The organism is Thermus sp., from assembly GCF_040290245.1.
GTDB lineage: Bacteria > Deinococcota > Deinococci > Deinococcales > Thermaceae > Thermus_A.
On record NZ_PSMQ01000075.1, the window covers coordinates 1 to 7,363 of the forward strand.

Genomic DNA, 7,363 nt, shown 5'->3' on the forward strand with positions numbered 1-7,363 from the left:
TTACCGAGGGGTTTGTGGCGGCGAGCCTCCTTTTCTGCGTAGGACCTATGACGCTCCTCGGATCCATCCAGAATGGCCTCACGGGGGACGCCTCCCTCCTCATCCTCAAGGCAACCCTGGACGGCCTCTCCTCCATTGCCTTAGCGAGTTCGTTCGGGGTTGGGGTGGGGTTCAGCGCCCTGGTGATCCTCCTGTACCAAGGCGGGGTGGCCCTTTTGGCGGGGACGCTGGCCCAGGCCCTTTCCAACCCGGCCCAGGACCCCCGGGTCCTTCTGGTGACCGGGGTGGGTGGGCTCATGGTCCTGGGGGTAGGAATCAACCTTCTCGGACTTACCAGGATCCGGGTGGCCGCCTTCTTGCCCGCCCTTTTCCTGGCCCCCCTCCTTTGGGCTTTAGCCGCCCGGCTCTCGTAAAATAGCCCCGTGGAGATCACGCCCGAGCTTTTGAAAAAACTGGAGACCCTGGCCCGCATCCAGCTTGCCCCGGAGGAGGAGGCCCTCCTTCTGGAGGACCTGCGGCGCATCCTAGGGTTTGTGGATGCCCTGCCCCGGGTCGATGACCTCCCCCTTTTCCAGGAGGGGCGGCTTAGGGAGGACCTCCCCTGCCCCTCTTTAAGCCAGGAGGAGGCCCTTTCCCCAGCGCCCATGAAGGAAGGGGGGTTTTTCCAGGTGGACAAGGTCTTGGAGGAGTAGATGCTGGACCTGCGCTACATCCGCACCCACCCCGAGGAGGTCCGGAAGGCCATCGCTTTAAAGGGCCTTTCCTTAGATCTGGATGCGCTTTTGGCGCTGGACCAGGAGGTCTTGCGGCTAAAGCAGGAACTCCAGGCCCTGCAGGAAAAGCGGAATCAAACCGCCAAGCAGGTCCCCATGGTGCCCCCTACGGAAAGAGAGCGGCTGATCGCCGAGGGCCGGGCCCTAGGAGAGAGGATCAAGACCCTCGAGGAAGTGCTCAAGGCCAAGCAAGAGGAGCTGGAGGCGCTTCTTCTAAAGGTGCCCCAGCTCCCCTGGCCCGGTGCCCCAGTGGGTCCGGACGACTCGGCGAACGTGGAGGTCAGGCGGGTGGGAAGACCGCCCGAGTTTCCCTTTCCCCCCCTGGACCACGTGGCCCTCTTGGAGAAAAACGGTTGGTGGGAGCCCAGGATCAGCAAGGTCTCGGGAAGCCGCTCCTATGCCCTGAAGGGGGATCTCGCCCTGTACGAAATGGCCCTTCTCCGCTTTGCCCTGGACTTCATGGTGAGAAAAGGCTTCACCCCCATGACCCTTCCCTCCTACGCCCGAGCGTTCGCATTTTTCGGCACCGGCCACTTCCCCGCAGGCCGGGACCAGGTCTGGGCCATCGCCGAGACGGACCTGTACCTTACGGGCACGGCGGAGGTGGTCTTGAACGCCTTGCACGCTGGGGAGATCCTGGAGAAAAAAGACCTGCCCAGGCTCTATGCGGGGTTCGCCCCCGCCTTTCGTTCGGAAGCAGGCAGTTTTGGGAAGGATGTCCGGGGCCTGATGCGGGTCCACCAGTTTATGAAGGTGGAGCAGTACGCTCTTGTAGAGGCCTCCCTGGAGGAAAGCGACCGGGCCTTCGACCTCCTTTTGCAAAACTCTGAGGAAATCCTCCAGGCCCTGGAGCTCCCCTACCGGGTGGTCGAGGTCTCCACCGGAGACATGGGGCCCGGGAAGTGGCGGCAGGTGGATCTCGAGGCCTGGGTTCCCTCGGAAGGCCGGTACCGGGAGACCCATTCCTGCTCGGCCCTTCTAGACTGGCAGGCCCGCCGCGCCAACCTCCGCTACCGGGACGAGGAGGGCCGGATCCGTTACGCCTACACCCTGAACAACACCGCCTTGGCCACCCCGCGGATCCTGGTGATGCTTTTGGAAAACCACCAGCTCAAAGACGGAAAGGTGCGCGTCCCTGAGGCTTTGGTGCCCTATATGGGCAAGGGGGTTCTCGAGCCGTGCGGATAGAGCAGGCGGAGCTCATCCTTTTGGAAATGCCCCTGAGGTTCCGGTTCGAAACCAGCTTTGGGGTGCAGACGAAACGGACCATCCTTCTTTTGAAGCTTCACGGGAACGGGGTCTTGGGCCTGGGGGAAGGGGTGATGGACCGGCTTCCCCTCTTCCGGGAAGAGACGGTGGAGGGGGCTTGGTACCTCCTTAAGGAGGTTTTTCTTCCGCAAGTGCTGGGAAAGGAGGTGGAAAACCCAGAAGACCTCCGAAAAAAGCTTTCACCTTTCCGGGGTAACCCAATGGCCAAGGCCGTCTTAGAGATGGCCTTTTACGACCTCTTCGCCAAAGGGGCCAGCCTCCCCCTTTATCGGCTTCTGGGAGGGGTGCGCAAGGAGGTGGCGGTGGGGGTCTCTTTGGGAATCCAGGAAAGCATCCCCGCCACGCTCCGCCTGGTGGAGAGCCACCTCGAAAGGGGGTACCGGCGCATCAAGCTTAAGATCAAGCCGGGATGGGACTACGAGGTCCTGAAGGCGGTCCGCGAGGCCTTCCCCGCGGCCACCCTGACCGCGGACGCCAACTCGGCCTACCGCCTTTCTGACCTACCCCTCCTCGCCCGCCTAGATGAGCTGGGCCTGGATTACCTGGAACAACCCCTGGGCTACGACGACCTTCTGGACCACGCCAAGCTCCAGGCCCGCCTCAAGACCCCCATCTGCCTGGACGAGTCCATCACCAGCCCGGAACGGGCCAGAAAAGCCCTGGAGCTGGGGGCGGCTTTGGTCCTCAACCTCAAACCCGCCCGGCTTGGGGGGCATGGGCCGAGCCTCGAGGTGCACGCGATCGCTCAAAGCTTCGGCGTGCCCCTCTGGATGGGGGGGATGCTGGAAGCGGGGGTGGGTCGGGCGCACAACCTCCATCTGGCCACCCTCCCGGGCTTTACCAAGCCCGGGGACACCAGCTCGGCCAGCCGCTACTGGAAAGAGGATCTGATTGAGGAGGCCCTCGAGGCAAAGGACGGCCTGATGAAGGTGCCTAAAGGTCCCGGAATCGGGGTCCACCTCAGGGAGGACCTGGTGGCGCGCCTGGCCATCCGAAGGGAGGTCGTCCGTGCGGGTGCGGGAGCTTAAGGGCCCGGAAGAGATGGAACGGGTGGTGGAGCTTCAGAAGGCCATCTGGGGCCGGGACGACCGGGACCTCGTCCCCAGAGGGCTTCTCATCGCCATCCAGAATGAGGGAGGCCTGGTGGCGGGGGCGTTTGACGGCGAGGACCTGGTGGGCTTTGTCTTCGGCTTCCCTACCCGGGACCCAGCCCTCCACCACTCCCACATGCTGGGGGTTTTGGAGGCCTACCGGGGCACGGAGGCCGCCCTCCTCCTCAAACGGTTTCAGCGGGACTGGTGCCTGGCCCGGGGGGTGCGGAAGGTGGTCTGGACCTTTGACCCCTTAAGGGGGGTCAACGCCAACTTCAACCTCCGCAAACTCGGAGCCACCGCCCGCACCTACCTCGTGGACCACTACGGCCCCATGGGGGGGATTAACGCCGGGGCCCCCTCGGACCGGTTTTTGGCGGAGTGGGATCTCCTCGAGGTCTTCCCCCGTTTTTACGACCCCCCCCGGCCCCCGAACGTGGAGGGCCTCCCCCAGGTCAACCGGGTGGAGGACGAGGTGCCCCTAGAGGCGGACCTCTCCTTCGAGGCTCCAAGGCTCCTCGTCCAGATCCCCGAGGACTTTGGCCGCCTCCTGAAAGAAGCACAGGCGCTCGCCCTGAGGTGGCGGCAGGAGAGCCGGCGCATCTTTCCCCACTACTTCCAGAAGGGGTACCGGGCGGTGGACTTCCTCCGTCATCCAAACCGGTATGTTCTGGCCAAAGACTGAGATCTGGACCGCCGAGGTGGTCTATACCGGCTTCGGAACCCCCATGCGCAAGGGGGGGGTTGCGGTCCAGGGGGCGCACGTGGTGGCCCAGGGAAGCCTGGAAGAGCTCCAAGCCCGCTTTTCCGAGGCCGAGGTGATTCGGAAGGGCAAAGCCCTCCTCCCCCCGCCAGCCAACGCGCACACCCACCTGGACCTCTCCCTCCTTCCCCGCTACCGGGGTCCTTTCCAAGGCTTCATCCCCCATGTGATGGCCCACCGGGAAAGGCGGGGGATAGAAGGGGCCAAAGAAGGGCTCAGGCGGCTGGCTGAAAGCGGAGCAGGGGCCTTCGGGGACATCGTTTTCAAGGATGAGGTGATGGACTTCCTTCTTTCGGAAAGCCCCCTCCCCGGGGTGGCCTACTACGAGGTCTTTAGCCCTGACCCCAGGGAGGCGGAGGAGGTCTACACGCAGGTCAAGGCGAAAATCCTCGGTTGGAAAAGGCGAGAAGGGCAGGTCAGGGTGGGCCTCTCCCCCCACGCCCCTTACTCTGTAAGCCCTCCTCTTCTAGCCCGGCTCGCCGCCTTCGCCAAAGCGGAAGGGATTCCCCTTATGATCCACGCGGCGGAAAGCCCAGATGAGGTGGAGTTTTTCCTGAAGGGCACCGGGTTTTTTAGAGCATTTTTCGACCGGATGGGGCTCACCTGGGAGGCACCGGGCCTGACCCCTATCCGGCATCTCCACCGCCTGGGGGTTTTAGGACCGGGGACCACCCTGGTCCACGGTGTCCAGGTAGACGAGGAAGAGGTGGCCCTCCTGGCCGAAACCGGGACGCGGCTGGTCCTCTGCCCCCGGAGCAATGAGGGCCTCGAAGTGGGCCTGCCCCCCTTGGAGCTCTACGCCCGCTATGGGTTGGAGTTCGGCCTAGGGACGGACTCACTGGCCAGCAGCCCTGATCTGGATGTGAAGAACGAGGCCCTGGCCCTCTGGGACAGGCTGGACCCCCGGCTCCTCGTCCGCGCCCTGGCTCGAGGCGGATACCGGGCTTTAGGCCTCCCCACCCCCCGGATTACCCGGGGAAGCGGGAAGGCTTTGGTACACTTCATCTGATGGAGACCGGGCCCCTCATCCTGTACGCCGCCTTTAGCGGGGCAGTGGTGGGGCTTCTCGCCAGCGGCTTCGCCTTTCTCCTAAAGGCCCTGAGCACCTGGGTGGGCCTTCTTCTCGGCTACCTTCCCCCAGAGGCGCCGGGGGAAGGGGGGCTTCTCCAGGTTTTTACTGGCCCATCCTCTTTTCTCCTCGCCCTTTTCCTCCCCCTAGGCTACGCCCTGGCCAGCCTCCTGGGAACAGGGCGCGGCCTAACCGCCACAATCCTCTTGGTCCGGAGGGGCCGGATCCTTTCCTTCTGGGAGGGTCTGCGCCAGGTGGGGGGGGGCCTCCTCCAGCTTGCCCTCTACTCCCCCTTAGGCCGGGAGGGACCCATGGCCCTTTTAGGCTACGCGGTTGGGGGGGTGTTGGGGCGGCTCTTTCCCAAGGCGGGGGGAGAAGGACTAGCCTTCGCAGGCCTGGCGGCGGGGTTTGCGGCGGCGCTGCACGCCCCAGCGGCAGGAGCCCTTCTGGCCACGGAGGTCCTGTACCAGGGGCTTCGCCTTGAGATCCAGGCCCTTGCCCCGGCCCTTGTGGGAGCGCTTTCGGGGTTCGCCATCTACGGGGCCTTTTTCGGCTACGAACCCCTCCTTACCCTCTCGGGGGGAAGGCTTTCCTGGAGCACTCTACCCGCAAGCCTTTTCTTGGGCCTTGCCGCAGCGGGGCTGGGAAGCCTATGGCTCTTTTCAGCCCAGCTTCTCCATCCCCTAAGACGGCTCGCCTTTCCGTTAAAGCATGGGCTTCTTGGACTGGTTGTGGCCGCTTTGCTCTTCCTGGTCCCGGAGGCCCTCGGCCAGGGCCTGGGCTGGGTCCAGGTGGGTCTCACCCCCCTCATGACCCGCCAGGCCCTTTTCCTCCTTCTTCTCACCCACCTTTTTCTGGTCGCCCTGGCCACAGCGGTGCGGGCTTACGGCGGGAGCATCACCCCGGCCTTGGTCCTAGGAGGCCTCCTCGGTGCCCTTCTTGCCCGGCTCTTCCCCCCCCTTTTCCCCTACCCCGAGGCCACCGCGTTGGCAGGGATGGCTGCGCTGCTTGCGGGCGTGGCCCGGGCCCCTTTTGCTGCCCTTTTGCTCGCCGGGGAGTGGGGGGGGTATACCGTCCTGCCCTTGGCCATCCCCGCCGTCTTTTTAAGCTACGCCCTCACCCTTGTCCAGCACCCGGAGGACACCTTCCTCAAGGAAGAGCTGGAAAAGCCGGAGGCGTCTCGGTCTGAAACGCCTCCGCAAACCCCACCCCCGCCTTCCGCCCAAGAAGGCGGCGCCGCGCCCGAAACTCCTCGAGGTTGAACGGCCATCGATAGAACTCCCGATAGAAGGCAAAAACCGCCTCGGCCACCTCCTGGGTAGGGGTGGTGTCCACATAGATCCAGGGACGGGAAAGATCCTCCCGGGGGTAATGGTAAAGCCGCACGGGCCTGCGGTGGGCCTCCCCCACAAGCTTGGGGATACGGCAGAGCTTCAAAGCAGAAAGCACCGCCCAGTAGGTGGACCGGTGGTCGGGATGGAGGTCCCAGGGGTCCCAGGTGACCACCACATCCGGACGGAACTCAGCCATAAGCCTGGCCAAGGCCAAGGCCTCCTCCCGGCCCCCGGTGAGAAGGCTATCCTGGAAGGGAAGAAAGCGGTGCTCAGCCCCAAGAAGCCCAGCCACGTGGGCCCCGTGCCCTTCCCGCACCCGGGCCACCTCTTCTGGAGGAAGATCCCCAAACTGGCTTGCCAACTCCCCCCGGGTCATCCAAACGAGAAGGACACGGTCTCCTTTCCCCGAATGGAGGGCCAGGGTGCCTGCAGCTCCGATTTCGTCATCCGGGTGGGCAAAGACGGCCATCACGTTCATCTCCTAAAGTCTACTTGATGCGCCTCAGAAAAGGCCTTAGGATAAGGTCTTAATATGGTGCGGGGCATACGCGGGGCCATCACCGTGGAGGAAGACACACCGGAAGCCATCCACTCGGCCACCCGGGAGCTGCTTTTAAAAATGTTGGAGCTCAACCGGATCCGGCCGGAGGAGCTGGCCGCGGTGATCTTTACCGTTACTGAGGACCTTTCCTCCGCCTTCCCCGCAGAGGCCGCCCGTCAGATCGGCCTCCACCGGGTTCCCCTTCTTTCCGCCCGGGAGATTCCCGTACCCGGAAGCCTTCCCAGGGTTATCCGCATCCTAGCCCTGTGGAACACGGACCTTCCCCAGGACCGGGTGCGCCACGTTTACCTAAAGGAAGCGGTGAAGCTCCGACCCGATTTGGAGAGCGCCCAATGAAAAGGCATGAACCCGGGGAAACGCCTTAACCCCTGACCTCTTGAACCATAGGCAAACCCAGGCCCTTGCCTAACCCCCCATGCCCAACCAAGGCTGAACCGGGCCCCGAAGGTGCCTTAAGCGCTCCTGGCTAGGCTGAGAGGGGAGTGGGTTCCCACGGAGTTTC

At 64.2% G+C, this 7,363-nt stretch carries 9 protein-coding genes; 8 read left to right on the forward strand and 1 reads right to left on the reverse strand.

All coding sequences use genetic code 11. The features are described from left to right. The 7 genes from C4301_RS08845 to C4301_RS08875 all read left to right on the forward strand — a co-directional run. Positions 1-413: DUF554 family protein (locus C4301_RS08845; protein ID WP_352414721.1), on the forward strand; the 413-nt coding region annotated here is incomplete at its 5' end. A gap of 9 nt (positions 414-422) precedes the next feature. Next, entirely contained in the window at positions 423-692 is a 270-nt protein-coding gene (gatC, locus tag C4301_RS08850; protein ID WP_352414722.1) for an Asp-tRNA(Asn)/Glu-tRNA(Gln) amidotransferase subunit GatC, read from the forward strand. Then, positions 693-1,961, forward strand: a complete 1,269-nt coding sequence (gene serS, locus C4301_RS08855) for a serine--tRNA ligase (protein WP_352414723.1) — start codon at positions 693-695, stop codon at positions 1,959-1,961. Next, entirely contained in the window at positions 1,952-3,070 is a 1,119-nt protein-coding gene (gene menC, locus C4301_RS08860) for an o-succinylbenzoate synthase (protein ID WP_352414724.1), read from the forward strand. The genes serS and menC overlap by 10 nt, the downstream gene beginning before the upstream one ends. A gap of 13 nt (positions 3,071-3,083) precedes the next feature. Next, positions 3,084-3,818: a GNAT family N-acetyltransferase gene (locus tag C4301_RS08865; RefSeq protein ID WP_352414728.1), complete on the forward strand. Its 735-nt coding sequence runs from the start codon at positions 3,084-3,086 to the stop codon at positions 3,816-3,818. Next, positions 3,799-4,905 carry an amidohydrolase family protein gene (locus tag C4301_RS08870; RefSeq protein WP_352414725.1) on the forward strand — a complete coding sequence of 369 codons (1,107 nt, stop codon included), beginning with the start codon at positions 3,799-3,801 and terminating at the stop codon, positions 4,903-4,905. The genes C4301_RS08865 and C4301_RS08870 overlap by 20 nt, the downstream gene beginning before the upstream one ends. Further along, entirely contained in the window at positions 4,905-6,227 is a 1,323-nt protein-coding gene (locus tag C4301_RS08875; RefSeq protein WP_352414726.1) for a chloride channel protein, read from the forward strand. The genes C4301_RS08870 and C4301_RS08875 overlap by 1 nt, the downstream gene beginning before the upstream one ends. On the opposite strand, the gene C4301_RS08880 is transcribed toward C4301_RS08875, so the two are convergent. Then, the gene (locus tag C4301_RS08880; RefSeq protein ID WP_352414729.1) at positions 6,115-6,768 is read right to left on the reverse strand and encodes a PIG-L deacetylase family protein; all 654 of its coding nucleotides are present in this window, start codon (positions 6,766-6,768) and stop codon (positions 6,115-6,117) included. The genes C4301_RS08875 and C4301_RS08880 overlap by 113 nt on opposite strands. A gap of 63 nt (positions 6,769-6,831) precedes the next feature. Here C4301_RS08880 and aroH point away from each other — a divergent pair, with 63 nt between their 5' ends. Beyond that, complete coding sequence (aroH, locus tag C4301_RS08885; protein ID WP_352414727.1) at positions 6,832-7,197, forward strand: chorismate mutase; 366 nt, start codon at positions 6,832-6,834, stop codon at positions 7,195-7,197. The last annotated feature ends 166 nt before the right edge of the window (positions 7,198-7,363 follow it).

What these genes read in the sequence shown, in the direction of transcription:
- serS (WP_352414723.1), top strand. Translation starts at nt 693, where the DNA reads ATGCTGGACCTGCGCTACATCCGCACCCACCCCGAGGAGGTCCGGAAG.
- C4301_RS08865 (WP_352414728.1), top strand. Translation starts at nt 3,084, where the DNA reads ATGGAACGGGTGGTGGAGCTTCAGAAGGCCATCTGGGGCCGGGACGAC.
- C4301_RS08870 (WP_352414725.1), top strand. Translation starts at nt 3,799, where the DNA reads ATGTTCTGGCCAAAGACTGAGATCTGGACCGCCGAGGTGGTCTATACC.
- C4301_RS08875 (WP_352414726.1), top strand. Translation starts at nt 4,905, where the DNA reads ATGGAGACCGGGCCCCTCATCCTGTACGCCGCCTTTAGCGGGGCAGTG.
- C4301_RS08880 (WP_352414729.1), bottom strand. Translation starts at nt 6,768, where the DNA reads ATGGCCGTCTTTGCCCACCCGGATGACGAAATCGGAGCTGCAGGCACC.
- aroH (WP_352414727.1), top strand. Translation starts at nt 6,832, where the DNA reads ATGGTGCGGGGCATACGCGGGGCCATCACCGTGGAGGAAGACACACCG.